General features: G+C 71.6%; 24 protein-coding genes. 18 read left to right on the forward strand and 6 right to left on the reverse strand.

Features of this window, described 5'->3' with window-relative positions; translation table 11 throughout:
• Positions 1-11 precede the first annotated feature (11 nt).
• The 3 genes from CUT83_RS24260 (at position 12) to CUT83_RS24270 (ending at position 4233) form a co-directional block, all read left to right on the forward strand.
• On the forward strand, positions 12-1169 hold the full coding sequence (locus tag CUT83_RS24260) for an ABC transporter permease (protein WP_240958358.1): 1158 nt from the start codon (positions 12-14) through the stop codon (positions 1167-1169).
• Between the two features lie 44 nt (positions 1170-1213).
• Entirely contained in the window at positions 1214-2095 is an 882-nt protein-coding gene (locus tag CUT83_RS24265; protein ID WP_101258021.1) for a carbohydrate ABC transporter permease, read from the forward strand.
• Positions 2096-2196: 101 nt separating this feature from the next.
• Positions 2197-4233 carry a beta-galactosidase gene (locus tag CUT83_RS24270; RefSeq protein WP_240958359.1) on the forward strand — a complete coding sequence of 679 codons (2037 nt, stop codon included), beginning with the start codon at positions 2197-2199 and terminating at the stop codon, positions 4231-4233.
• 97 nt (positions 4234-4330) lie between these two features.
• Here CUT83_RS24270 and CUT83_RS24275 read toward each other — a convergent pair whose 3' ends face one another.
• Both CUT83_RS24275 and CUT83_RS24285 read right to left on the reverse strand, forming a co-directional pair.
• Complete coding sequence (locus tag CUT83_RS24275) at positions 4331-6379, reverse strand: glycoside hydrolase family 31 protein (RefSeq protein WP_101257964.1); 2049 nt, start codon at positions 6377-6379, stop codon at positions 4331-4333.
• A gap of 120 nt (positions 6380-6499) precedes the next feature.
• Positions 6500-7513, reverse strand: coding sequence for a LacI family DNA-binding transcriptional regulator (locus tag CUT83_RS24285; protein WP_101257965.1), 1014 nt, complete (start codon positions 7511-7513; stop codon positions 6500-6502).
• 282 nt (positions 7514-7795) lie between these two features.
• On the opposite strand from CUT83_RS24285, the gene CUT83_RS24290 reads away from it, so the two are divergent.
• Entirely contained in the window at positions 7796-9712 is a 1917-nt protein-coding gene (locus CUT83_RS24290) for an acyl-CoA dehydrogenase family protein (protein ID WP_101257966.1), read from the forward strand.
• A 45-nt stretch (positions 9713-9757) separates the two neighbouring features.
• Here CUT83_RS24290 and CUT83_RS24295 read toward each other — a convergent pair whose 3' ends face one another.
• A complete protein-coding gene (locus CUT83_RS24295; RefSeq protein WP_101257967.1) occupies positions 9758-10255 on the reverse strand; it encodes a MarR family winged helix-turn-helix transcriptional regulator in 498 nt (165 codons plus the stop codon).
• An 85-nt stretch (positions 10256-10340) separates the two neighbouring features.
• Here CUT83_RS24295 and CUT83_RS24300 point away from each other — a divergent pair, with 85 nt between their 5' ends.
• From CUT83_RS24300 to CUT83_RS30500, 7 genes are all read left to right on the forward strand, one after another.
• Positions 10341-11264 carry an EamA family transporter gene (locus CUT83_RS24300; RefSeq protein WP_173915144.1) on the forward strand — a complete coding sequence of 308 codons (924 nt, stop codon included), beginning with the start codon at positions 10341-10343 and terminating at the stop codon, positions 11262-11264.
• A gap of 5 nt (positions 11265-11269) precedes the next feature.
• On the forward strand, positions 11270-11914 hold the full coding sequence (locus CUT83_RS24305) for an NAD(P)-dependent oxidoreductase (RefSeq protein ID WP_101257969.1): 645 nt from the start codon (positions 11270-11272) through the stop codon (positions 11912-11914).
• Between the two features lie 149 nt (positions 11915-12063).
• On the forward strand, positions 12064-12273 hold the full coding sequence (locus CUT83_RS24310; protein ID WP_093850760.1) for a type II toxin-antitoxin system VapB family antitoxin: 210 nt from the start codon (positions 12064-12066) through the stop codon (positions 12271-12273).
• Positions 12270-12689, forward strand: coding sequence for a PIN domain nuclease (locus CUT83_RS24315; protein ID WP_101257970.1), 420 nt, complete (start codon positions 12270-12272; stop codon positions 12687-12689). Before CUT83_RS24310 ends, CUT83_RS24315 begins: the two co-directional genes overlap by 4 nt.
• 546 nt (positions 12690-13235) lie before the next feature.
• On the forward strand, positions 13236-13661 hold the full coding sequence (locus CUT83_RS24320) for a hypothetical protein (protein ID WP_101257971.1): 426 nt from the start codon (positions 13236-13238) through the stop codon (positions 13659-13661).
• Positions 13661-15022: a hypothetical protein gene (locus CUT83_RS24325; protein ID WP_158239055.1), complete on the forward strand. Its 1362-nt coding sequence runs from the start codon at positions 13661-13663 to the stop codon at positions 15020-15022. The genes CUT83_RS24320 and CUT83_RS24325 overlap by 1 nt, the downstream gene beginning before the upstream one ends.
• A gap of 49 nt (positions 15023-15071) precedes the next feature.
• Complete coding sequence (locus CUT83_RS30500; RefSeq protein WP_194074730.1) at positions 15072-15821, forward strand: hypothetical protein; 750 nt, start codon at positions 15072-15074, stop codon at positions 15819-15821.
• Between the two features lie 138 nt (positions 15822-15959).
• On the opposite strand, the gene CUT83_RS24335 is transcribed toward CUT83_RS30500, so the two are convergent.
• The 3 genes from CUT83_RS24335 to CUT83_RS24345 form a co-directional block, all read right to left on the reverse strand.
• A complete protein-coding gene (locus CUT83_RS24335) occupies positions 15960-16487 on the reverse strand; it encodes a GNAT family N-acetyltransferase (RefSeq protein ID WP_101258024.1) in 528 nt (175 codons plus the stop codon).
• A 62-nt stretch (positions 16488-16549) separates the two neighbouring features.
• Entirely contained in the window at positions 16550-16756 is a 207-nt protein-coding gene (locus tag CUT83_RS24340) for a DUF397 domain-containing protein (RefSeq protein WP_101258025.1), read from the reverse strand.
• A 14-nt stretch (positions 16757-16770) separates the two neighbouring features.
• Positions 16771-17628, reverse strand: coding sequence for a helix-turn-helix domain-containing protein (locus CUT83_RS24345; RefSeq protein WP_101257973.1), 858 nt, complete (start codon positions 17626-17628; stop codon positions 16771-16773).
• Positions 17629-17823: 195 nt separating this feature from the next.
• Between CUT83_RS24345 and CUT83_RS24350 the strand changes: the two genes are divergently transcribed.
• The 7 genes from CUT83_RS24350 (at position 17824) to CUT83_RS24380 (ending at position 24122) form a co-directional block, all read left to right on the forward strand.
• On the forward strand, positions 17824-18030 hold the full coding sequence (locus CUT83_RS24350) for a hypothetical protein (RefSeq protein ID WP_101257974.1): 207 nt from the start codon (positions 17824-17826) through the stop codon (positions 18028-18030).
• Positions 18027-18266, forward strand: a complete 240-nt coding sequence (locus tag CUT83_RS24355) for a hypothetical protein (protein ID WP_143688617.1) — start codon at positions 18027-18029, stop codon at positions 18264-18266. Before CUT83_RS24350 ends, CUT83_RS24355 begins: the two co-directional genes overlap by 4 nt.
• Before the next feature lie 393 nt (positions 18267-18659).
• Entirely contained in the window at positions 18660-19931 is a 1272-nt protein-coding gene (dxr, locus tag CUT83_RS24360; protein WP_101257976.1) for a 1-deoxy-D-xylulose-5-phosphate reductoisomerase, read from the forward strand.
• The gene (locus CUT83_RS24365) at positions 19928-21232 is read left to right on the forward strand and encodes a M50 family metallopeptidase (protein WP_101257977.1); all 1305 of its coding nucleotides are present in this window, start codon (positions 19928-19930) and stop codon (positions 21230-21232) included. Before dxr ends, CUT83_RS24365 begins: the two co-directional genes overlap by 4 nt.
• Before the next feature lie 152 nt (positions 21233-21384).
• On the forward strand, positions 21385-22539 hold the full coding sequence (gene ispG / locus CUT83_RS24370; RefSeq protein WP_101257978.1) for a flavodoxin-dependent (E)-4-hydroxy-3-methylbut-2-enyl-diphosphate synthase: 1155 nt from the start codon (positions 21385-21387) through the stop codon (positions 22537-22539).
• 89 nt (positions 22540-22628) lie between these two features.
• Positions 22629-23474, forward strand: a complete 846-nt coding sequence (locus CUT83_RS24375) for a GNAT family N-acetyltransferase (RefSeq protein WP_101257979.1) — start codon at positions 22629-22631, stop codon at positions 23472-23474.
• Between the two features lie 114 nt (positions 23475-23588).
• Positions 23589-24122 carry a GNAT family N-acetyltransferase gene (locus CUT83_RS24380; protein ID WP_101257980.1) on the forward strand — a complete coding sequence of 178 codons (534 nt, stop codon included), beginning with the start codon at positions 23589-23591 and terminating at the stop codon, positions 24120-24122.
• The last annotated feature ends 91 nt before the right edge of the window (positions 24123-24213 follow it).

Consider the following 24213-nt stretch of genomic DNA (forward strand, 5'->3'; position numbering starts at 1 on the left):
AGGAGAGTCCCGTGTCCCACAGCACGGCCCCCGGCGAGGCACCGGCCGGCAACACCGGCCCCACCGGGACGGCCCCGGCCCCCCACCTGGCCCCGGCCGCCCCGGCCGCCCCGGCCGCCCCGGCCGGCTCGCCGACCGCGGACGGGGAACCGCCGCACGCGGACGGCGGCGGAGGCGGGGACGGACACGGAGGCGGGAGCGGGGGCCGCGGGAAGACCAAGGCATCCCCGCCCCCCGGCGGCATCACCCGGCGGCACCGGCTGCGCCGCGACCGCTCCCTGGTCCTGATGACGCTGCCCGCCCTGCTGCTGGTCCTGGTCTTCGCCTACGTACCGCTGCTGGGCAACGTCGTCGCCTTCAAGGAGTTCGACCCCTACCTCGGCGACTCCTTCACCGAGTCCTTCGCCCTCAGTCCCTGGATCGGCGGCGAGAACTTCCAGCGGATGTGGGAGGACCCCTACTTCTGGTCGGCGGTCGAGAACACCCTGCTGATCTTCCTCATCCAGCTGGTGTTCTTCTTCCCCGTCCCCATCCTGCTGGCCCTGCTGATCAACAGCATCATCGGCCCCCGGGTGCGCGCCTGGGCGCAGGGCGTGCTCTACCTGCCGCACTTCTTCTCCTGGGTGCTGGTCATCACCGTCTTCCAGCAGATCCTCGGCGGCGCCGGGATCATCGCCCAGACCATGCGCGAGAGGGGCTGGGGCGGCGGCTTCGACCTGATGACCGACCCCGGTTTCTTCAAGTTCCTGATCACCTTCCAGGCCATCTGGAAGGACGCCGGCTGGGGCATCATCGTCTTCCTCGCCGCGCTGGCCGCCGTCAACCACGAGCTGTACGAGGCCGCCGCCGCGGACGGCGCGGGCCGGTGGCGGCGGATGTGGCACATCACCCTGCCCGCGCTGCGTCCGGTGATCGCCCTGCTGCTGGTGCTGCGCGTCGGCGACGCCCTCACCGTCGGTTTCGAGCAGATACTCCTGCAGCGCACGGCGGTGGGCACCGGCGCGGCCGAGGTGCTGGACACCTATGTGTGGAACGTCGGCCTGGAGAACGGCGACTTCGGCTACGCGGCGGCCGTCGGCATCGTCAAGGGCGTCTTCGGCCTCTGCCTGGTGCTGGCCGCCAACAAGACCGCCCATCTGCTGGGCGAGCAGGGGGTGTACAAGAAGTGAGCGTGCTGACCGAGGACCGCGAGACGGAGGGCGCCGGAGCCCGGATGCGCCCCGCCTGGGAGGAGCCGCCCAGCGGTGTCGGCACCGCCGCCAAGGGCGCGGTGCTGGCCGTCGCCTGCCTGGCGATCCTCTTCCCGCTGTGGATCGTGGTCGTCACCAGCCTGTCGTCGGCCGAGACCATCCGCGAGGCCGGCGGCCTGGTGATCGTGCCCGACGGCATCACCTTCGAGGCCTACCGCGAGCTGCTCTCCGGAGGCCAGGTCACCCGGGCCACCGTCGTCAGCGCCTGCGTCACCGTCACCGGCACGCTGTTCAGCATGGCCGTCTCGGTGCTGTGCGCCTACGGCCTGTCCCGCCCGGGTTCCTTCGGCCACCGGCCGATGCTGATGACCCTGCTGGCGACGATGTTCTTCGGCGCCGGGCTGATCCCCACCTACCTGCTGGTCCAGTCCCTCGGGCTGATCGACACCTACGCCTCGCTGATCCTGCCCAGCGCGGTGAGCGTGTTCAACATCCTGGTGCTGCGGGCGTTCTTCATGAACACCGCGCCGGAGCTGATCGACAGCGCCCGCATCGACGGCGCCGGCGAGTTCCGCATCCTGTGGCGGATCGTGATGCCGCTGTCGAAACCAGTGCTGGCGGTGATCTCGCTGTTCTACGCGGTCGGCTACTGGAGCGCCTGGTTCAACGCCTCCATCTACCTCAACGACCAGACCAAGATGCCGCTCCAGGTGGTGCTCAACCAGATCGTCCTCAAGGGCGAGCGGCCCGCCGGCATGTCCCAGATCATCAACACCGGCCAGATCCACACCCTCTCGGTGCAGATGGCCGTGATGGTGCTGGCCCTGGTGCCGGTCGCCGTGCTCTCGCCCTTCGTCCAGAAGCACTTCAAGAAGGGCATGCTCATCGGCGCGGTCAAGGGCTGACCGCGCCCGCCGCCACCTCCCCGCCTCCGCCACCCCCGGACCGATCCGGCCACCGACCACCGACCACGGGCGACCGCGGCGCCCACTACGGAAGGCATCCTGTGACACCCCCGCCCAGGCCCACCCTCGCCGACGTCACCCGCGGCCGGATCCTCTACGGCGGCGACTACAACCCCGAGCAGTGGCCCGAATCCGTCTGGCAGCAGGACATGGAGCTGATGCGCGAGGCGGGCGTCAACCTCGCCACCGTCGGCGTCTTCTCCTGGGCCCGGCTCGAACCCCGCCCGGGCGAGCGTGACTTCGGCTGGCTCGACCGCGTCCTGGACCTGCTCCACGCGGGCGGGATCGGCGTCTGCCTGGCCACCCCCACCGCCTCCCCGCCCCCCTGGATGGGCGCCCGCCACCCCGGGACCCTGCCGCGCGACGAGACGGGCGCGGTCATCTGGTACGGCTCGCGCAACCACTTCTGCGCCTCCTCGCCCGTCTACCGCGACCACGCCCTGCGCATCACCGCCGACCTCGCCGACCGCTACGGCGACCACCCCGCCCTGCGGCTGTGGCACGTGAACAACGAGTACGGCACCACCTGCTGGTGCGATGCCACCGCAGCCCACTTCCGCCGCTGGCTGCGCGACCGCTACGGAAGCCTGGACGCGCTCAACGAGGCCTGGGGCACGGCCTTCTGGAGCCAGCGCTACGGCGACTGGGAGGAGATCATCCCGCCGCGCCGCGCCCAGTACATGGTCAACCCCACCCAGGAGCTGGACTTCCGCCGCTTCACCAGCGACGCCCTGCTGGAGTGCTTCACCGCCGAACGCGACGCCCTGATCGACCGCACCCCGCACATCCCCGTCACCACCAACTTCATGCCCCTGTTCGCCGGCCAGGACGGCTGGGAGTGGGCCAAGCGCGAGGACGTCGTCTCCGTCGACCTCTACCCCGACCCCGCCGCCCCGGAGGGGGACGACGGCGCGGCGTGGGGGGCGCTGGTGCAGGACCTCACCCGCTCCCAGGCGCGCGGCCCTTGGCTGCTGATGGAACAGGCCGCGGGACCGGTCAACTGGCGCGGCGTCAACCACCCCAGGCCCGAGGGCCTGACGCGGCTGTGGTCGCTGCAGGCCGTGGCGCGCGGCGCGGACGGGATCTGCTTCTTCCAGTGGCGCCAGTCGCGGCAGGGCAGCGAGAAGTTCCACTCCGGGATGGTCTCCCACGCCGGGCCGCGCGGCCGCACCTTCCGGCAGGTGCGCGAACTGGGCGCCGACCTGGGCCGCCTGGGCGCTCTCACCGGCTCGCCCGTGACCGCGCGGGCGGCCGTACTGCACGACTGGAACGCCTGGTGGGCCACCCTGTCCGCCGGCCGCCCCTCCAGTCTCCTCACCTACGAGCGGCCGCTGCGCGCCTGGCACCGCGCCCTGTGGGAGTCCCATCTGACCTGCGACCTCGCCCACCCCGAGAGCGGGCTGGACGGCTACGCTCTGGTCGCCGTCCCCCATCTGTACCTGCTCACCGACGCCGCCCTCGACAACCTGGCCTCCTACGTGAGAGGCGGCGGCACCCTGGTGTGCGGCTTCTTCACCGGCGTCGCCGACACCGACGACCGGGTGCGCAAGGGCGGTGTGGACGCCCGGCTGCGCGAGGTGCTGGGCATCGGCACCCTGCACGAGTGGTGGCCGCTGGACGAGGGCCAGGCCCAGCCGCTCGCCCCCTTCGGGGACGACATCGCGGAAGGCGCCGTCGGCACCCTGTGGCGCGAGGACTTCGAGACCCTGCCCGGCACCGAGACCGTGGCCGCCTACCGGGGCGGCGAACTCGACGGCCGTCCCGCGATCACCCGCCACCCCTTCGGCGACGGCACCGCCTGGTACCTGTCCACCCTCCCCGATCCCGCCGCGCTGCGCGCCCTGCTCTCCCGCGCGGCCGGCGAGGCCGGGCTGCGGCCTCCGCTTCCCGGACTGCCCACGGGAGTGGAGGCCGTACGCCGCGGCGCGTGGCTGTTCGTCCTCAACCACCGGCGCGAGCCGGCCACCGTCCCCCTGCCCGTCCCGGCGACCGACGAGCTCACCGGGCGGCGGCACGAGCACGCGATCACGCTCGGCCGCCACGGCGCCGCCGTCCTGCGCGAGGACCCGTCCGCATAGGGCGGCGGGCACGCCCCGCACACGGCGGAAACGGCGACGGCGCCGGCGGATCGCATCCGCCGGCGCCGTCCGCGTACCCGGGAGGTCGCCTACCGTCTCAGTCCTCGCGGACCGGCAGCCGGGCGCCGTCCCGCAGGAACAGCGGGATCCGCTCCAGCGGCGCGGGCACGGTGACCGGCCCGCCGCCGGGGTACCTCTCGCCCGTCCAGGCGTCCGTCCACTCCGCGCCGGCCGGCAGGTGCACGGTGCGCTCCCGGGCGCCGGCCTCCAGCACGGGCGCCACCAGCAGATCCGGCCCGAACAGATAGGCGTCGTCCACCTCCCATGCGGCCGGATCGCCGGGAAACCCCAGGAACAGCGGACGCATCGGCGGCAGCCCCTCGGTGTGGGCGGCGCGCATCTGCTCCAGCACGTAAGGCCGCAGCCGCTCGCGCAGCCGCAGGTACGCCTCCAGGATCTCCCCGGCCTCCTCGCCGTAGGACCACACCTCGTTGGGCCCGCCGGTCATGTCCGGGCCCAGCGGCATCCCCGGGTCGCGGAAGCCGTGCAGCCGCATCAGCGGGGAGAGCGCGCCGAACTGGAACCAGCGCACCATCACCTCGCGGTAGGCCGGGTCGTCCGGGTCGCCGCCGTGGAAGCCGCCGATGTCGGTGTTCCACCACGGGATGCCCGACAGCGCGGTGTTGAGGCCGGCCGCGATCTGGCGGCGCAGGGTGGCGAAGTCGGTGCCGATGTCCCCGGACCACAGGGCGGCGCCGTAGCGCTGGGAGCCCGCCCAGGCCGACCGGTTCAGCGAGATGATCTCGGTGACGCCCTCGGCTGCCAGACCGTCGTGGACGGTACGGGCGTTCTCGCGCGGATAGAGGTTGGACACCTCCAGACCCGGACCCGCGTGGTAGCGCAGATTCGCCGCGAAGCCGGGCTTGAGCTCCGGCTCACCCGCGTCCAGCCAGAACGCCGTGATGCCGTACGACAGGTAGTTCTCCCGGATGCGGGACCACACGAAGTCACGGGCGTCGGGGTTGGTGGCGTCGTAGAAGGCGACCTGGACGGGCTCGGCCACCCCCTTGTCCGGCCAGTCGGCGTGCGCCATCGGCCCGTACTCGGTGCCGATGAACAGGCCCTGCTGCTCCATCGGCCCGTGGTTCTCGCTCAGCGGCGAGACCGACGGCCACACCGAGACCACCAGCTTCACCCCCAGCCCCTCCAGCTCCTTGACCATGGCCGCCGGGTCGGGCCACTCGGCCGGGTCGAACTTCCACTCGCCCAGATGCGTCCAGTGGAAGAAGTCGCAGACGATCGCCGACAGCGGCAGCCCGCGCCGCTTGTACTCCCGTGCCACCGACAGCAGTTCCTCCTGGGTGCGGTAGCGCAGCTTGCACTGCCAGAAGCCGGCCGCCCACTCGGGCAGCATCGGGCTGCGGCCGGTGGCGGCCGAGTAGCGGCGCTGGGCGTCGGCCGGGTCGCCGGCGGTGATCCAGTAGTCGATCTGGCGGGCGGAGTCGGCCACCCAGCGGGTGCCGTTGTGCGCCAGCTCCACCCGTCCGACGGCCGGGTTGTTCCACAGCAGGGTGTAGCCGCGGCTGGAGGTCAGCACGGGGACGGAGACCTCGGCGTTGCGCTGGACGAGGTCGACCACCGCGCCCTTCTGGTCCAGCAGCCCGTGCTGGTGCTGGCCCAGCCCGTACAGCCGTTCATCCTCGTAGGCGGCGAAGCGCTGCTCCAGGCGGTGGTAGCCGTTGCCGGTGGCGGTGTGCAGCCGGGAGCCGGGCCACCAGAAGTGCGCGCGGTCCTCGGACAGCAGCTCGGCGCCGTCGCCGGTGCGCACGAAACGCAGCATGCCGTCGGCGCTCACCACGGCGGTGATCGCGCCGCAGGTCACCCGCGCGTGGTCGTCCTCGATCCGGATGTCCGGCCCGTCTTCGGCGGGCGGCGGGTCGGCCAGGAGCGCGCCGGGCAGCCCGTCCAGGACCGGGCCGCCCAGCCGGGCGCGCACCCGTACGGCGTCCGGGCCCCAGGGCTCGACGCGTACGGTCTCCTGCCGTCCGCGCCACTCCAGCGCGCCGTCGCGGGTGCGGAAGGTGCCGCGGGTGGGTGAGGACTGGGCCAGGGAGGAGGGGGGAGGGGAGAAGGCGGGTGTGGACACGGGGCTCCTGAGGGGCTCGTCGGTGTGCGGACCGGTCGCGGGCGGGAAGAGCGGGAAGAGCCGGGGAGGATGGGGGAGGAGGGGGAGGAGGGGGGAGGAGGGGGAGCGGCGGGTGAGGGGTCAGCGGGCGGCGGGGGCCGGGCCGGAGCTGGCCCGCACCGTCAGCCGCGGGGGCAGCAGTTCCAGGCGCTCCCCGCGCTCGCCGCGCACCCTGGCCATCACCAGCTCCACCGCGCGGCGGCCCATCTCGTGGGCGGGGATGGCCACCGAGGTCAGGCGCACGGACGCCTGGACGGCCACCTGGTCCGGGCAGATGGCGACCACCGAGACGTCCTCGGGCACGGCCCGGCCCTGCTGGCGCAGCAGGCTCAGCAGCGGGTCGATGGCGGCCTCGTTCTGCACGACGAAGCCGGTGGTGCCGGGGCGCTCGTCGAGGATGCGCGAGAGCGTCCCGGCCATCGCCGCGTAACTGCCCTCACACGGCCGGTGCAGCAGCCGCACCCCCAGCTCGGCGGCGCGGGCGCGCAGCCCGTCGCGGGTGCGCTCGGCGAAACCGGTGTGGCGCTCGTAGACGGCGGCCGCCTCGCCGACCACCGCGACGTCGCGGTGACCCAGCTCGGCCAGATGCTCCACACACAGCGCACCGGTGGCGGTGAAGTCCAGATCGACGCAGGTCAGCCCGGACGGGTCGGCGGGGATGCCGATGAGCACGGCGGGGCGCCCGGTGTCGCGCAGCAGCGGCAGGCGGGCGTCGTCCAGCTCGACGTCCATCAGGATCATCGCGTCGGCCAGCCCGCTGCCCACCACCCGCCGCACCGCCTCCGGGCCCTCCTCACCGGTCAGCAGCAGCACGTCGTGGTCGTGGGCGCGGGCGGTGGTGGCGACGGCCAGGGCGATCTCCATCATCACCGGCACGTACATGTCGGTGCGCAGCGGCATCATCAGGGCGATGACGTTCGACCTGCTGCTGGCCAGCGCCCGCGCGCCGGCGTTGGGGTGGTAGCCCAGCTCGCGGATGCTCTGCTCGACGCGTTCGCGGGTGGCGGCGGAGATGGAACGCTTTCCGCTGAGGACGTAGCTCACGGTGCTGGCGGAGACTCCGGCATGCCGGGCGACCTCGGCGAGGGTGACCATGGGCTCTCCAGGGCGGTGCGGGAAGCGGCTGAGGTGAAGCGCTTCGACAGGGAATCTGCGGACCGACCCTAAACCCGACCTGACCGCCTGTCCAGATGCTCTGCGACGGGTTGTCGAAGCGCTTCAACAGATGGCCGCATACGGGTGCACCGCGCCCCGGAAACGGTACGTACCGCGCACAACGGGTACACGCATCGCGCAGCACCCGTTGCGCAGTTCCCGGCAGTTCTCCGGCAGCCCCGGCAGTTCTCCGCAGTCCCCGGCAGTGCGAGGTGAACCGCGATGACCGTCTCCGAACGCGAAGCACGACAGGTGGCCGAGGCCGCGAGGGAGCAGCACTGGCGCAAGCCGAGCTTCGCCAGGGAGCTTTTCCTCGGCCGCCTCCGCCTCGACCTGATCCACCCCCACCCCCGGCCCGCCGACGCGGACGCCCGGCGCGGTGAGGAGTTCCTCGCCAGGCTCCGGGCCTTCTGCGAGACGGAGATCGACGGCCCGCGCATCGACCGCGAGGGCCTGGTTCCCGACGAGGTGGTCAAGGGACTCAAGGAACTCGGCGCGCTCGGTATGAAGATCGGCCCCGAGTACGGCGGCCTGGGCCTGAGCCAGCTCCACTACAACCGGGCCCTGGCCCTGGCCGGATCGGCCAGCCCCGCCGTCGGCGCGCTGCTGTCGGCACACCAGTCGATCGGCGTGCCCCAGCCGCTGAAGATGTTCGGCACCGAGGAGCAGAGGAAGGCGTTCCTGCCGCGCTGCGCCCGCGGCGACATCTCGGCCTTCCTGCTCACCGAACCGGACGTCGGCTCCGACCCGGCCCGCCTGGCCACCACCGCCGTACCCGACGGCGACGCCTACGTCCTGGACGGCGTGAAGCTGTGGACCACCAACGGCGTCGTCGCCGACCTGCTGGTGGTCATGGCTCGCGTACCGGCCTCGGAGGGCCACAAGGGCGGCATCACCGCCTTCGTCGTCGAGGCCGACTCCGAGGGCATCACCGTGGAGAACCGCAACGCCTTCATGGGCCTGCGCGGTATCGAGAACGGCGTCACCCGCTTCCACCGTGTCCGCGTCCCGGCCGCCAACCGGATCGGCCCTGAGGGCGCCGGGCTGAAGATCGCGCTGACCACCCTCAACACCGGCCGCCTCTCCCTGCCCGCGATGTGCGCAGGGGCGGGCAAGTGGTGCCTGAAGATCGCCCGCGAGTGGTCCGCGGCCCGCGAGCAGTGGGGCAAGCCGATCGCCCGCCACGAGGCCGTCGGCAGCAAGATCTCCTTCATCGCCGCCACCACCTTCGCCCTGGAGGCCGTCCTCGACCTCGCCTCCCAGATGGCCGACGACGACCGCAACGACATCCGCATCGAGGCCGCCCTCGCCAAGCTCTACGGCTCCGAGATGGCCTACGAGATGGCCGACGAGCTGGTCCAGATCCGCGGCGGGCGCGGCTTCGAGACCGCCGACTCACTCGCCGCCCGCGGCGAGCGCGGCGTACCGGCCGAGCAGATGCTGCGCGACCTGCGCATCAACCGCATCTTCGAGGGCTCCACCGAGATCATGCACCTGCTCATCGCCCGCGAGGCCGTCGACGCCCACCTGTCGGTCGCGGGCGACCTGGTCGATCCCGACAAGACCCTCACCGACAAGGGCCGCGCCGCCGTCCGCGCCGGCGGCTTCTACGCCCGCTGGCTGCCCAAACTGGTCGCCGGGCCCGGCCAACTGCCCGGCTCCTACCGCGAGTTCCACCCCGCCGGCCACCCCGACCTGGCCGCCCACCTGCGCTACGTCGAACGCGCCTCCCGCCGCCTGGCCCGCGCCACCTTCCTGGGCATGTCCCGCTGGCAGGCGAAACTGGAGGGCAGGCAGGGCTTCCTCGGGAGGATCGTCGACATCGGCGCCGAACTGTTCGCCATGAGCGCCGCCTGCGTGCGGGCGGAGATGCTGCGCGCCCGCGGCGAAGACGGCCGCGCCGCCTACCAACTCGCCGACGCCTTCTGCCGCCAGGCCCGCCTCCGCGCCGAGGAACTCTTCGGACGGCTGTGGGACAACACCGACGACATCGACCGCAAGGTCGTGCGCGGCGTCCTGGGCGGCGCGTACGCCTGGCTGGAGGAGGGCGTCGTCGACCCCTCCACCCCCGGCCCCTGGATCGCCGAAGCCGCCCCCGGCCCCTCCACCCGCACGGACGTCCACCGCCCCATCCCCTGAGGGTCGGTTGCGGGCGCGTCGGCCGGGTCCGTCGGCGCGCCCGGCTCAGTGCACCCGGTCCCCGAGCGACTCCAGCAACTCGCGCAGCAGTCCGGCGAGTTCGCCTTGCCGGGCGTCGGTGAGCCCGGACAGGACACGGTGCTCGGTGGCCAGGTGGTCCGGCAGCACCCGGTCGATCAGTGCGTGCCCCTCCTCGGTGAGGGTGACGTGTACGCCACGGCCGTCCGTCTCGCTGGGGGAGCGCGCCACCAGGCCGCGTGCCTCCAGCCGGTCCAGGCGCTGGGTGATGGCCCCGGAGGTGACCATGGCCGAGCGCATCAGCTCGGCCGGGTTCAGCCGGTACGGCGGCCCGCTGCGGCGCATGGTGGCCAGGACGTCGAAGGACGCGTGGTCCAGGCCGTGGGCGGCGAACGTGCGGCGAAGTTCGGCGTCGATCAGCCGGGAGAGGCGGCCCAGCCGCCCGATCACCCCCATCGGGGAGGCGTCCAGGTCGGGGCGCTCGCGGGCCCACTGCTCCAGCACTCGGTCGACGTGATCGGCCATGCCCTCACCTTACTCGGTGCCTTAGTGGTGAGAGATGCGTCACTCGCCATGGCCGGGTTGCTTAGCAGTGAGGTACTTTTCCTTAGTGCTAAGTAATCGAGCCGGAATCCTGCTGGTCACCGCCCTGGCCCCGGCCATCTGGGGCACCACCTATCTCGTCACCACCGAACTGCTGCCGCCCGACCGCCCGCTGCTGGCCGCCGTCCTCCGCGCCCTGCCCGCCGGGCTTCTCCTCCTCGCCCTCACCCGCCGCCTGCCCACCGGGCAGTGGTGGTGGCGCGCGGCCGTGCTCGGCACCCTCAACATCGGGGTGTTCCTCGCGCTGCTGTTCGTCGCCGCCTACCGGCTCCCCGGCGGCGTCGCGGCCACCGCCGGAGCGGTGCAGCCCCTGATCGCCGCGGGGCTGTCCGCCGCCGTGCTGGGCGAGCGGTTCACCCTCCGCACCGCGCTCGCCGGAGTGGCGGGTGTGGCCGGGGTCGGACTGCTCGTCCTGCGGGCCGACGCGAGGCTGGACGCGGTCGGCGTCGCCGCCGCGCTCGGCGGCGCGGCCGTCATGGCCACCGGCGTCGTCCTCAGCAAGCGGTGGACCGTGCCCGCGCCCCTGCTCGCCGTCACCGGCTGGCAGCTCGTCGCGGGCGGGCTGCTGCTGCTCCCCGTCGCCCTGGCCGCCGAGGGGCCGCCGCCCGCCGGGCTGACCGCCGGCAACCTGCTCGGCTACGGCTACCTGTCGACCGTCGGCGCGGCACTCGCCTACGCCCTGTGGTTCCGGGGGATCCGCGCCCTGTCACCCACCACCGTCACCTTCCTCGGCCTGCTCAGCCCGCTGGTCGCCACCGCGCTCGGATGGCTGGTGCTCGGCCAGCACCTGACCTGGGCGCAGACGGTGGGCGCGCTCACCGTCCTGGCCGCCCTCGTCGCGGCCCAGGCCCGGCCCCGCCCCGCAACCGGCGCACCCGCCGTGCCTGCTGTGCGCGCCGAAGTCAAGAACCCCGAACTCCAAAGGAGTTGAAAACCATGCACATCACCGTCTTCGGAGCCACCGGCAGCGTGGGCCGTCAGGTGGTGGCCGAGGCGCTGGCCCGGGGCCACCGGGTCACCGCCGTCGTCCGCGACGCGGCCCGCCTGCCCGAGCTGCCCGCCGCCGCCCTGGGCCGCACCGGCGACGCCCGCAGCGCCGAGGACGTGGCCGAACTGAGCGCCGGCCAGGACGTGGTGGTCGGCGCCACCCGCCCGGCACCCGGCCGTGAGCGCGAACTCGCCGCCACCACCCGGGCCCTGCTGTCCGGCGCGGCCGAAGCGGGCGCCCGGTTACTGCTCGTCGGCGGCGCCGGAAGCCTGACCGTGCCCGGTACCGGCGGCCGTACCGTCCTCGACGACCCGCGGTACCTCCACCCCGACTGGCGGGCCGTCGCCGAGGCCGGCGCCGAGCAACTGGCGGTCTGCCGCGCCGACACCTCCACAGCGGACTGGGCGTACCTCAGCCCGCCCGCCCAACTGGAGCCGGGGGAGCGCACCGGCCGCTACCGGCTGGGTGCCGACGAACTGATCACCGACGCCGAGGGCGTCTCCCGCATCACGGTTGCCGACCTTGCGGTGGCCCTGCTGGACGAGGCGGAGAGGCCCCGGCATCACCGCAGGCGATTCACGGTGGCGTACTGACGCGGGAAGCGGTGCCCGACCGGGGATCGGACCGTTTTCGCACCTGCGGTCAGGAAGCCGCCGATCCCCGGGCAAGGGGTGAAGCGGTGGCTCATGGCTGGACCAGGGATATACTCGACTGCCAGATGGATATATTCGGAGGTGTGGCCGTGGCCAAGACGCTGATCGACATCGATGAGAAACTGCTCGCCGACGCCGCGATCGCCTTCGGGACCAAGACCAAGAAGGACACGGTCACGGCCGCCCTGCGCGAGGGTGTGGAGCGCAAGCGCCGTGCCATAGCGCTCGCCCGGCTCGCGGCGAAGGCGGACGCCGGAGCGTTCGACGAACTCCTGGAGAAGAAGAACTACCGACCGTGACCGCCGCCGTCTACCTGATTGACACCAGCGCCCTGGTACGCATCCTCCGGCAGCCCGCGCGCGACACCTGGGAGAAACCCCTGACCGAGGGGATCATCGCGCGCTGCCCGGTGACCGAGGTCGAGTTCCTGTACAGCGCCCGGAACACCGAGGACCGCGCCGAGCTGGTGGCAGACCTCGACGCGATCTTCGGCTGGAGCCCTCTGGACGACCGGGCCGTGTCCCGCGCCTGGGACGTCCAGAGGGAGCTGACGAAGGTCGGTCGGCATCGTTCGGCCGGAGCCGTGGACCTCCTGATCGCCGCCACGGCCGAACTCCAGGGTCTGACACTGCTCCACTACGACCGCGACTTCGAGACCATCGCCGAGATCACCGGCCAGCCCACCCAGTGGCTGGCTCCGCCGGGATCGCTCTGATCCCGCCTCTGCTCACACCCGGCCGAACGGCTCGGCGTAGGCGAAGGTGTCACACAAGCAGGGGGGTCCTCCTGGGCCGGGGCGGCTGGCCGCGAACGGTGCGACAGGGCTTCCGGTCGATTCCGGGAACGTGACGGTGAGCAGACCGTCGGTGAAGCGGATCGTGGTGGGAATGGCGGCTCGAAGCCGCATCGCAAAGGATCATGCTGGTGGAGCCGGCCTGTGTCCGTCCGGATCACGGGCAGCGAAAGCAAGGCGACACCGGAGTGGACATCGTGGTGGTTCTGCTCCCAGCCCCTGCCCCCACCGCCGCCCGGATCGCCGGGCCCCCAGGCCCGTACCTCGCCTCATGGCTGGTCCGCTCCGGTGTCGATGCTCCGCTCGTGCCTTGTGGCGGACCGATCCGCGCGACGGCGGTTGTCGGAAACCAGCCGGTATGCCTTTGCCCCGCAGAAGGTCGTACTACAGGATGCCTCTGTACCAGCGGGGGCTGCACCAGTGGAGGCAGAGACCGGCTCGCCCCTGGCCGGACACATGAGGGGGGACATGTCGTTCGACGATGAGTGGAATCAGCTCGTGGCGGAGGCGAGCCGCAGGCGCGAGGCGCAGACACGGCTCGCGTCCGTGGAGGGCGGTGGCCGGGGCGGGGCCGACCTGGCAAACGCGGACTTCGGACTGGAGGACGGACCGGTCCGGTCGAAGGCGTCGGGCATCCGCACGGCCAACACCGACGCCCGGTCGAAGTCGAAGCTGGCCGATGCGCGGGCGGCGGGAACAAGTCACTCCGGTTGGCTTGCCGGTGCCGCGAGCGACGACTGCGTGAACGCCTGGCAGAAGCGGCTCCACGGCCTGAGCGATCTGGTCGAGGACGCCGCCGACGCACTGACGAAGGCGATGGACCAGCAGATCGACCAGGACCGCTCCACGGCGGCCGGACTTCGGGCGTCGGCCCGCTGGCTGGAGGGCGCCTGATGGTCTCCGTCCCCGAACTCGACACCGCCAGTCCCCGGAAGTGGCGGGACGCCGCCGACGACGCGGTGGCCGCGGCGAAGCAGTGCGACGGACTCGCCTCCTACGCCCGTGACGAGGTGGCCGAGACGCTACGGACCTGCTGGGTGGGCGACACCGGCAAGGCCGCCCGCAGCCGCTTCGTCAGGCACGCCGACGACTACGAGGCGGCCGCCGTCGCCTTACGCGCTCTGGCGCGCGTCTACGACGATCTCGCCGATGACATCGCCGACGCGCAGAGGGACCTGCACAGCGCACTCGACTACGCACGCAGGCACGATCTGAAGGTGGACGACAGCGGCCGTGTGCAGTCGGCCCATTCCGTCATGGGCCCCAGGGGCGGCGGCCAGCACCTGGAGCCGGTGGAGCACGCCCGCGACGTCATCTCCGCCGCGCTGTCGAAGGCCACCCGTGCGGACATCGAGGCCGCGCGGGCCCTGCGTACCATCGAAGGTCTCACCGACATCGGTGATCCGAAGCTGGTGAGAGACGCGCTCAAGGACGACAGTCCGCTGGGCATCGCGCTACGTCTGTCGGGCGGACTCGACGGGCTCCACCGGATCAACGTCCCGCCGACAGTTCTCGCCGCGGTGGACCGGGCCGCGCTGGAGACGGGTATGAGCCGGAAGCTTCTGCTGGCCGTCCTGTGGCAGGAACAGCAGTGGCACCAGAACCACAGCCCCAGCCTGCGCGGGCCGGTCACCGAGTTCGGCCGGCTCTTCAACTGGAGCCTCGCTGTGGGACCCTACCCCGAGAAGTCGCTGGGGATCACCCATATGAAACTGGAAACAGCGCGCAGAACCATAGAGAACCATCCACAGGGTTTCCGTTTGGTTGATGGGAGATCCTTGGGAGACGTGAGCGACGCGGAGCTTGCCGCCGAGATCGAGGCTGACCCGGGGTTGAACGTACGGCTCAGCGCTTACCATCTGCAAGATCTCAAGGAGAACCCGTACGGGGCTAACACGGAAAAGGACCTGTTCATCCTGTACTCGGCTGACACGCCTGCGGTCAGGGAGTTGAACGAACAGTACGGCGACGAGTCCGAGGAGAGGCAAAACGACATCAGGCCCCGGGGAGAGAACTGGGACAGAATTGTCCCGCATATAGAGGATGCCATGGCCTGGTACGCCCTGCCTGAGGAGGAAAGGTCTCGTGCCATCGACCAGATGGAGTCGCAGGTCCCCAGGGGGCACCGCTTCAGTATAGACCCGATCTATGACATCGGTGGTCCCTCCGCTGGCATCGGAGCGGAAGAGAACGACCCATTCCCCGTCGATCCCGGAACCATCTTTGAATCGAATTCCCCTGACCTGGACGGCTGACGGGCGCGAACCGATGAGAAAACTCATATCAGTATACGCTGTATGTTTTATGCTGGCGATCACTGCCTGTGATTCTTTTTCGAGCGGCAGCGCGAGCCCGCTGAAGCCCATCCCCGGTCATGTTCCGGCGGAGCCTCGGTTCGACACCGCGGACGAACTCATCGCAGCGCTTGGAAAGGAAGGGATCGACTGCGGTGTGCTTCGCCGCAGACAGGGGCAGGTGGGTTCTGGTTCCGGCCTCGACTGTGTGGCGAGTATCGACGGTGAACGGTTCGAAAACGAGGTCTCGGTATTCGACACCGGGGTTGTCGCGGAGGACGAGATCGGGCGCTCTATCGCCAGTCGTCGAGAGGAGCCGTACGAGCACACGCTGGTCGCTGCCGGCAACTGGTACATCCGTGTGCTGAAGCCCGCATACGCGCCCCAGGTCGCCGAGGCGCTTGACGCCGTCGTCCTTCCGCCGCTGTTCCCGTTGCCCGACATTCCGAAGAAACCTCGCTACAAGGATCTCGACTCGCTCGCGGACGCGCTGGATGCCTCCGTGGGGTGTGAGATGCGTGAGAGGGAGAAGGACGCGGCGGACGCGATGACGTGCGTGACGCAGCGGTCGGAGGAGCCCTGCGCCTATCTGGAACTGCACGACACGTCCGCCGAGCGCGACGACGCACTGCGCCTGGCCATCAGCGTGCCGGAACTCCCCAGGTTCATCGTCACGGCGGGGAACTGGTCCATCCAGTTCTGCGACAGGTCCCTGGGGCGCGAGGCGGCCGATGATCTGGGAGGAGTCGTCGTCTCCTGAACCGGATCCGCTGTCAGCAGGGCACCCGGGACCCGAGAGCAGGGAGCAGTCGGCCCGCCGCGAACGCATGCGGTCCGGGACGGCGGATCCGCATGGAATCGTGCAGTGCCCAGGAGGAGCTTTCGGCTCTGCGCCCGCTCACACCCGGCCGAACGGCTCGGCGTAGGCGAAAGCGCCGCGCAGGGCGGGGGCTTCGGGATAGTACGCGGCGAGGGTGCGGACCTGGAAGTACTCGCCCCAGGCCGGGTCGGGCGGGTTGATGCCGTACTCGGTGGAAGTGCGGAAGCCGAAGCGGCGGTAGTAGGCGGGGTCGCCGAGCAGGGCCACCAGCGGTTCACCGAGGGCGTCGGCCGCGCCGAGCGCGGTGTGCATCAGTGCCGAACCGGTGCCGCGTCCCTGGTGGCCGGGGTGGACGCCGATGGGACCGAGCCCCAGGGCGGGCGCGGCGCCGATGTACCCCCGGGTGCACACCACATGGCCGACGACCTCGCCGCCGGGGCCTTCGGCCACCAGCGACAGCGCGGGCAACCATGCCTCGCAGCCGCGTAGTTCGTCCAGGAGGGTGACCTCCACCGGGACGGGCGTCTGCGACCGGGCGGCGAAGGCCGCCCCGGTCACGGCGCGTACGGCGGAGACGTCGGCGGGGCTCTCGCGTCGGATCAGCACCGGGGCAGTCTGCGCCGCCGCGTCGGGTGCGGGCAACGGGATTACGTCGCCCCGGCGCGCGGTCAGCCCTCCGCGCGCATCTGCTCCAGGAAGGCCGCCCACGGCGCGGCGCCGAAGGCGAGCGCCGGCCCGGCGGGGTCCTTGGAGTCCCGCACGGCCGTCCGCCCGCCGGGCAGGGCGGCAGCCTCCACGCAGTTGCCCTCGCCGCCGCTGTGACTGGACCTGCGCCAGCCGCTCGGTATGTCGGCGCTGTTCGATTCCTTCACCATCTGCTCCATCTCCTCTACCGGTCGGTCAGCAACTCGGCGATCGCTGCGTGGGACTGGCGAGGGCTGAGTGCTGCCGCGCGTAGTGCGTCGAGGGCATCAGCGTATGTCTTCACCTCGTCCGGGCTGTCCAGGTAGACGGTCGTGATCAGGCCTTCTTCGCAGACCACTTGGCTCTCCTCCGGCAGCGGGAAGGTGAAGATCACAAACGGTCCGTTGCCACCGGGATGCTCCCCTGCGTCGATCGGAAGGACCTGGAGGGTGACATTGGGCAGCTCGGTCAGGGAGAGCAGGTGGTGGAGCTGTCGGTCCATCGTTTCCGGACCGCCGATCCTGCTGCGCAGAGCCGCCTCCCCGATCACGGCCCAGAGCTGAATGCCCCGTCCATCGGTCAGCAGATTCTGCCTGTTGGCGCGTACCTCGAGCCTGTGCTCGACATCCTCCTCGGTGCGTACCGATGGATAGGCGCTGATCACGGCGCGAGCGTAGTCACGGGTTTGAAGGAGGCCAGGCACGAGGAGCGGTTCGTAGCAGCCGATCTCAGCCGCTTCGGCTTCGAGCTCGATGAAGTCCGTGTAGCCGGGGCGCAGTACGCCGGCGTGGCGCTGCCACCAGCCCGACTCCTTCCCCTTGCGGGCCATCTCGAGGAAGGCGTCGATCCGGGCTGTTTCGGTGACGCCGTAGAGCGAGAGCAACGCACGCAGGTCGCGAGTTCGCACCCCGGAACGGCCCAGCTCCAAGCGGGAGATCGTCGCCTTGTGGCACTCCAGGTGACGTGCCGCGTCCTCCAGCGTGAGGTCCTTCGCCTCGCGCAGCCTCCGCAGCGCTGATCCCAGCCGACGGCGTCGGACTGTGGGCTTGGGGTCGGCAGGCATGGGCTCTCCTTCAACGGCTTTGACGAGAGATCAGTTTGCCGAAGAAGCGGGCCGTGGGTGTGCGAAATGGCGAAGTTAAGTGTTTGTGTTGCACTTCGAAGGGTTGCGATGCCATGGTGAATCCGACACGTTGGGTGTCCAAGTCGTCACACCGGGCGCTTGTAGTCCGGTGATCGGATGTCGGGAGTGCGAGAGATGCACGCAACGCCAAGCAAGAGGGACGCGCGGTACGACCGGGTGCGGGACCGGGTGACGGTCCCCGTCACCGTCCACGGGGACGACGGCATGTCCGTCGAGACCGAGATGGTGCTGGAGCCGGGTCAGTTGGAACTGCACTACGCGCAGCTCGGCCGGCTGATCGAGCGCCGCGACCGGTGCGAGCGGACGGAGGGGTGGGCGTGAGCGCCGCGCCGCTGCCGAGGCGGGCCGCCTCCGAGACGGTGATCGAACTGCCCGCCGACACCCCCGACGACCGCCTCAACGGCCGGGCCTGCGTCCACTGCGGCACCCGTACCGCGCCGCTCGCCTACGCCGGGTGGGCGCGGGTCGCCACAGGGCGGCCCAGTGGGCATCTGTCCTGCCCGGTCAGCGCCTGCGCCGACTGCCGGACGCGGTGGGCGCGGCGGCCGGCGCGGTGACGCGCTACGCGCTCGCGGTGGCCGAGACCGTCCTGACGGCGCTCACCGTGCTGTCCGCATCCGGCGCCGCCTGGCTCCTCGCCTCCGGGTGAGCGGCAACGGTTTTCGGAAGGAGGCGGCCCGGCGGCGGTCTCACCTTCGGGGAGAAGCCGCCGTCAAGAGGCCGCCGTCAATCCGACGGCGTCGAGCGCGCCGTCGTCCCCGCCCCCCGTGCGGCCTCGCCGTCCACGGCCGGGGCGGCGGTGGAGGGGGCTGCGCACCGGCCGGCGGGCGGGCCCTACGCCACCCGGCCGGTGCCCGCCCGGCGCCCGGCGGGGTGGCGGCCAGGTGGCGCGGGGCGGCGCGGCGCGACGCGGTGTCCGGGCCGTCTCGCGGACCGGACACAATAGGGGGATGACCGACAGTCCCGCCCCCCTCGCAGACCCGCATCTGCGCCACCCGGCCGACGCCCCCGCCGGGGACGGCCCGCGCGACATCGTGATCCTGGGCTCCACCGGATCGATCGGCACCCAGGCCGTCGACGTGGTGCTGGCCAACCCCGACCGCTTCCGGGTGACCGCGCTGTCCGCCGCGGGCGGCCGGGTGGAGCTGCTGGCGGAGCAGGCCCACCAGCTGAAGGTCCGCACCGTCGCGGTCTCCGATCCGGGCAGGGCCGGCGAGCTGCGCGAGGCGCTGCGCGCCCGCCACGGCTCCGCCGAGCCGCTGCCCGAGGTGCTGGCCGGGCCGGACGCGGCCACCGAACTGGCCGCCTCCGAGTGCCACACCGTCCTCAACGGCATCACCGGCTCCATCGGCCTGCGCCCCACCCTGGCCGCCCTTCGGGCGGGCCGCACCCTGGCCCTGGCCAACAAGGAGTCCCTGATCGTCGGCGGCCCCCTGGTGAAGGCGCTGGCCGAGCCGGGGCAGATCATCCCCGTCGACTCCGAGCACTCCGCGCTGTTCCAGGCGCTGATGAGCGGCACTCGCTCCGAGGTGCGCAAGCTGCTGGTGACCGCCTCCGGCGGCCCCTTCCGAGGACGCACCCGCGAGGAGCTGGAGCACGTCACCACCCAGGACGCCCTGGCCCACCCCACCTGGGCGATGGGCCCGGTGATCACGGTCAACTCCGCCACCCTGGTCAACAAGGGTCTGGAGGTCATCGAGGCGCACCTGCTGTACGACATCCCCTTCGACCGCATCGAGGTCGTCGTCCACCCGCAGTCCTACATCCACTCGATGGTGGAGTTCTGGGACGGCTCCACCATCGCCCAGTGCGGCCCGCCCGACATGCGGCTGCCCATCGCGCTCGGCATCGGCTGGCCGCACCGGGTGCCCGACGCCGGACCCGTCTTCGACTGGTCCAAGGCGATGAGCTGGGAGTTCTTCCCGCTGGACGAGAAGGCCTTCCCGTCCGTGGCGCTGGCCTGCCACGTCGGGGCCCTGGGCGGCACCGCGCCGGCGGTGTTCAACGCCGCCAACGAGGAGTGCGTCGAGGCGTTCCTGTCCGGCAGGCTGCCCTTCAACGGCATAGTGGATACCGTCGCCGCGGTGGTCGAGGAGCACGGCACCCCCAAGGGGAGTGATCTGACCCTGGACGAGGTGCTCGACGCCGAGACCTGGGCGCGCGCCCGCGCCCGCGAACTGGCGGCACACATGACACGACCGACGGCGGAGGCACGCGCATGACGACGGTGATGACCATCCTCGGCATAGTCGTCTTCGTCGTCGGCCTGCTGTTCTCCATCGCCTGGCACGAGCTGGGCCACCTGTCCACGGCCAAGATGTTCGGCGTCCGCGTGCCGCAGTACATGGTCGGCTTCGGCCCCACCCTGTGGTCGCGGAGGAAGGGCGAGACCGAGTACGGCGTCAAGGCGATCCCGCTGGGCGGCTACATCCGCATGATCGGCATGTTCCCGCCCGGCGACGACGGAGCCGTCCGGCAGCGCTCCACCTCCCCCTTCCGGGGGATGATCGAGGACGCCCGCGCGGCGGCCTACGAGGAGCTCCAGCCGGGCGACGAGAAGCGGATGTTCTACACGCGCAAGCCCTGGAAGCGCGTGATCGTGATGTTCGCCGGCCCGTTCATGAACCTGGTGCTGGCCGTGGCGATCTTCCTCGGCACGCTGATGACCTTCGGTATCAACACCACGACCACCACCGTCTCCTCCGTCTCCGAGTGCGTGGTCAAGGTCTCCGAGCGCACCGACACCTGCCCCAAGGGCGCCCCCGACTCCCCGGCCAAGGCCGCCGGGCTGAAGCCCGGCGACACCATCGTGGCCTTCAACGGGGCCGAGGTCACCGAGTGGGACGAGCTCCAGCGGCGCATCCGCGACACCATCGGGCCGGCCACCATCACCGTCGAGCGCGACGGCGAGCGCCAGGTCCTCCGGGCGGACCTGGTGAAGAACCAGGTCGCCAAGTCCGACGGGCGCGGCGGTTACGTCGAGGGCGAGTACGTCACCACCGGCTTCCTCGGCTTCTCCCCGGCCACCGGAGTGGTCGAGCAGTCCTTCCCGCAGGCCGTCGACCGCATGGGCGACATGATGGTCGCCGGCGCGGAGGCGCTGACCCGCCTGCCGGAGAAGATCCCCGGCCTGTGGAACGCGGCCTTCGCCGGCGCCGAGCGCGAGCAGGACTCCCCGATGGGCGTGGTCGGCGCGGCCCGCGTCAGCGGGGAGATCTTCGCCCTGGAGATCCCGGCGGAGCAGCGGGTGGCGATCACCCTGCTCACCCTCGCCCTGTTCAACCTCTCCCTGTTCCTGTTCAACATGCTGCCGCTGCTGCCGCTGGACGGCGGCCACATCGCGGGCGCCCTGTGGGAGTCGCTGCGCCGGGGCCTGGCCAGGGCGCTGCGCCGCCCCGACCCCGGCCCGTTCGACGTGGCGAAGATGATGCCGGTGGCGTACGTGGTGGCGGGCGTCTTCGTCTGCTTCACGCTGCTGGTGCTCATCGCGGACGTGGTCAACCCCGTACGCCTGACCGGCTGACGCCGGTGCGGGGCCGCGGGCGCGCGCCCGCGGCCCCGCACCGCGTACGGCGGACCACGGTGTGCCCCGGGCACCGGGCGTACCGTAATCTCGGAGGCCGGAGCCCGCCGCCGAACGGGGCACTGAACCACAGCTTGGGGTTGCACACCACAATGACAGCCATTTCGCTCGGAATGCCGTCCGTACCGACCAAACTGGCCGACAGACGGGTCAGCCGGAAGATCCAGGTCGGCTCGGTGGCCGTCGGAGGCGACGCCCCGGTCTCCGTGCAGTCGATGACCACCACCGTCACCGCCGACATCGGCGCCACGCTCCAGCAGATCGCCGAGCTGACCGCCTCGGGCTGCGAGATCGTCCGCGTGGCCTGCCCGTCCCAGGACGACGCCGAGGCGCTGCCGGTCATCGCCAGGAAGTCCCAGATCCCGGTGATCGCGGACATCCACTTCCAGCCCAAGTACGTCTTCGCCGCCATCGACGCCGGCTGCGCGGCCGTGCGCGTCAACCCGGGCAACATCCGGCAGTTCGACGACAAGGTCAAGGAGATCGCCAAGGCGGCCTCCGACGTCGGCGTCCCCATCCGCATCGGCGTCAACGCCGGCTCCCTGGACAAGCGGCTGCTGGCCAAGTACGGCAAGGCCACCCCCGAGGCGCTGGTGGAGTCCGCGCTGTGGGAGTGCTCGCTGTTCGAGGAGCACGGCTTCCGCGACATCAAGATCTCGGTCAAGCACAACGACCCGGTCGTGATGGTCAACGCCTACCGGCAGCTCGCCGCCCAGTGCGACTACCCCCTCCACCTGGGCGTCACCGAGGCCGGCCCGGCCTTCCAGGGCACCGTCAAGTCGGCCGTCGCCTTCGGCGCCCTGCTGAGCGAGGGCATCGGCGACACCATCCGCGTCTCGCTGTCGGCCCCGCCGGTGGAGGAGATCAAGGTCGGCATCCAGATCCTGGAGTCCCTCGGGCTGCGCCAGCGCCGGCTGGAGATCGTCTCCTGCCCCTCCTGCGGCCGCGCCCAGGTGGACGTCTACAAGCTCGCCGACGAGGTCACCGCCGGGCTGGCGGGCATGGAGGTCCCGCTGCGGGTGGCCGTCATGGGCTGCGTCGTCAACGGGCCCGGCGAGGCCCGCGAGGCCGACCTCGGAGTCGCCTCCGGCAACGGCAAGGGCCAGATCTTCGTCAAGGGCGAGGTCATCAAGACCGTCCCCGAGTCGAAGATCGTCGAGACCCTCATCGACGAGGCCATGAAGATCGCCGAACAGATGGAGAAGGACGGCGTGATCTCCGGCGAGCCGGAGGTCTCCGTCAGCTGACCGACCGGCCGGGGCCGCCCGCCACGGCCCGGGGGTAAAGTCGAAAAGACGCTCCCCCGCCACCACGGCCGCACGGTGAGGCACCCCACGTGTTGACGACCACCACCACCCGTGTCGTCGAGCCCCAAGAGCTCGACGACGCCCTTGCGGTGCTCGACCGCGAGCCGGTCAACAACGCCTTCGTCGCCGCCCGTGTCCGGGTCGCCGGCCTGGACCCGTGGCGGCTGGGCGGCGAGATGTGGGGCTGGTACCACCGCGGGCGGCTGGAGTCCCTGTGCTACGCGGGCGCCAACCTCGTCCCCGTCTGCGCGGGGCGGGAGGCGGTGCGCGCCTTCGCCGAACGGGCACGCCGCCAGGGGCGGCGCTGCTCGTCGGTCGTCGGCCCGGCCGGGCCCACCGCCGCCCTGTGGGCCCGGCTGGAGCCGCACTGGGGACCGGCCCGCGAGGTCCGCCGCCACCAGCCGCTGATGGTCGCCGACCGCATGCCGTCCGGGATACGGCCCGACCCGTATGTGCGGCGCGTCCGCAAGGACGAGATGGACGTGCTGATGCCCGCCTGCGTGGCGATGTTCACCGAGGAGGTCGGCGTCTCGCCGATGGCCGGGGACGGCGGGCTGATCTACCAGGCCCGGGTCGCCGAACTGGTGGGCGCCGGCCGGTCGTTCGCCCACATCGAGGACGGCCGGGTGGTCTTCAAGGCCGAGATCGGCGCCGTCACACCGCGGGCGTGCCAGATCCAGGGCGTGTGGGTCGCGCCCGAGCACCGCGGCCGGGGCCTGTCCGTCGCCGGCATGGCGGCGGTGCTGCGCTACGCGCTGACCGAGGTCTCCCCTGTCGTCAGCCTCTACGTCAACGACTACAACACCGCGGCCCGCGCCGCCTACCGCCGGGTCGGCTTCCGCGAGGTCGGGGCGTTCATGAGCGTGCTGTTCTGAACGGTCCCGGACGGGTACGGGAAGGCGCCGGGAGGCGCCGGGCGGTCCCGAACGGGCCGGTGCCCGCGCGGGTGTTCGCCGATCCACCCGGTCCCTCCAGTAGGGTCGTTGACCATGGAAGACGCCCAGGTCGGTCCCCTGGACCTCGCAGCCCGCGTGGACGAGGCACTCGCCGTACAGGCCGTCGCCTTCGGACTGACCGACGACGAGGTGGGGGTGCGCCGCCACATCGTGCTGCGGCACGCCGCCTCCCCCGGAGTCCGGGCACTGGGCGCCACCACACCGCGGGGGCGGCTGGTCGGCTTCGTCTACGGGATGCCCAACGACCGCACACAGTGGTGGTCCACGGTCGTCGAGCCGTACCTGCGGCGCAACGGGAACGCCGGGTGGCTGGACGACGCCTTCGTCATCACCGAACTGCACGTCCACCCGGCGTACCAGAAGCACGGCCTCGGCCGAAGGCTGATCACCACGATCACCGACGCCGCCGCCGAACCGCGCTCGATCCTCTCCGCGATCGACACAGAGAGCCCGGCCCGCGCCCTCTACCGCTCGCTGGGCTACCGCGACCTGGCCCGCCACGTGCTGTTCCCGAGCGCCGGGAGTCCGTATGCGGTGATGGGTGCGCCGTTGCCGCTGCGGCGGTGAGGTGGGTCCGGCCGGGGGGCCGGGGGGTGGCCCCCGGGAGGTGGAGTCCGAGCGCCGGGAGTCCGTATGCGGTGATGGGTGCGCCGTTGCC

It is taken from the genome of Streptomyces barkulensis, assembly GCF_002843305.1.
Lineage (GTDB): Bacteria > Actinomycetota > Actinomycetes > Streptomycetales > Streptomycetaceae > Streptomyces > Streptomyces barkulensis.